Source organism: Saccharomonospora iraqiensis subsp. paurometabolica YIM 90007, assembly GCF_000231035.2.
GTDB classification, from domain to species: Bacteria; Actinomycetota; Actinomycetes; order Mycobacteriales; family Pseudonocardiaceae; genus Saccharomonospora; species Saccharomonospora paurometabolica.
Window position 1 is genome coordinate 2,300 of the sequence record NZ_KI912190.1, and the last position, 1,060, is coordinate 3,359.

General features: G+C 74.9%; 1 protein-coding gene and 1 pseudogene. One reads left to right on the top strand and one right to left on the bottom strand.

The annotated features are described in order from the left end of the window. Nucleotides 1-334, bottom strand: a 334-nt coding sequence (locus tag SACPADRAFT_RS24815; RefSeq protein ID WP_007027728.1) for a universal stress protein, incomplete at its 3' end; no start/stop codon positions are given. 279 nt (nucleotides 335-613) lie between these two features. Here SACPADRAFT_RS24815 and SACPADRAFT_RS31940 point away from each other — a divergent pair. Further along, nucleotides 614-1,060, top strand: a pseudogene (locus tag SACPADRAFT_RS31940) (patatin-like phospholipase family protein); the annotation flags it as partial.

A 1,060-nucleotide genomic window follows, 5' to 3' on the forward strand; every position in this document is an offset into this window, starting at 1 on the left:
CCCGCCGGGCCACGACCAGCAGCGCGGCCCCCTCGGCGACCTCGATCAGGGCGCCGGCGGCGGAACCCTCGACGACCATCGGCACCACGGTCGGCAGCCGCTCGCGGCCCTCCGTGGCGCGGCGGACGGTCTCGTGCAGGGTGCGCTCGTGGCGCTCACGGATCAGCTCGACCGAACTCCACGGCGGTTGCCGCGTCACGTCCACCGACCAGACGGTGACCGCGCGCACCTCGCAGCCGCGCACCAGCGCCTCGTCGAGCGCCCACCGCAGGGCGCGTACCGCGGCCTCGGAGTCGTCCACACCGACGACGACCGGCTTCGCCTCCCCCGTCATCCGCCTCGTGTCCTCCCGTCGTCCCGGGCACAACGATCCGTTCCGTGACCGCCCGGGGATTCCCCGCGCACCGGGCCCCGACACCCACCGCCGGGACGAACCACACGAACCGGCACGGGTCCGGACCGGGGCGAGGCGGTATAGGGCGTTATACACGTCGGTTTCCTCCGGTCGGGTCGCCACGCCGTGCCCGGCCGGCCCGCACCTGATCTCCGCGGAACGCCGCACCCGGGACTAAGATCATCGCCCGAGTCCGCCGCAGATCTGGGGGTGCGAGCAGTGTCGGTGCCCGGTCCCGCCCACCGCGACGTTCCACCACGGCCGGTGGCGGCCGCGCTGGCCCTCGCCGCGATCGTGCTCACCCTGGTCGGGGTGGGTGTCCACCTCGGGATGCTGCGTCCCGGTGTCGAGTTCGGTCCCGCCGGGGATTCGCCGGTGGCACCGGGGGCGGTGACCGGTCCCGCGTGGTGGGGATTCGCGCTTCTCGTCTGCTACGGGATCGGGATGCTGCTCGGCACGGCCGCGGCCGGGTGGGTGTGGCGCACACCGCCCGCGCGGACGGCCGTGGGGTTCGGGATCACCGCCACCGTGGTGGCCGTGCTGGCGCACACCACCGAGAACGTACTGCTGCTCGCCGTGGCCGGAAGCGCGCAGGCGCCCGCCCCGCTGTCGGTCGCGGTCACCGCGACGGCGGTGCTCAAGTACGCCGCCCTGCTGCCCGCGGCC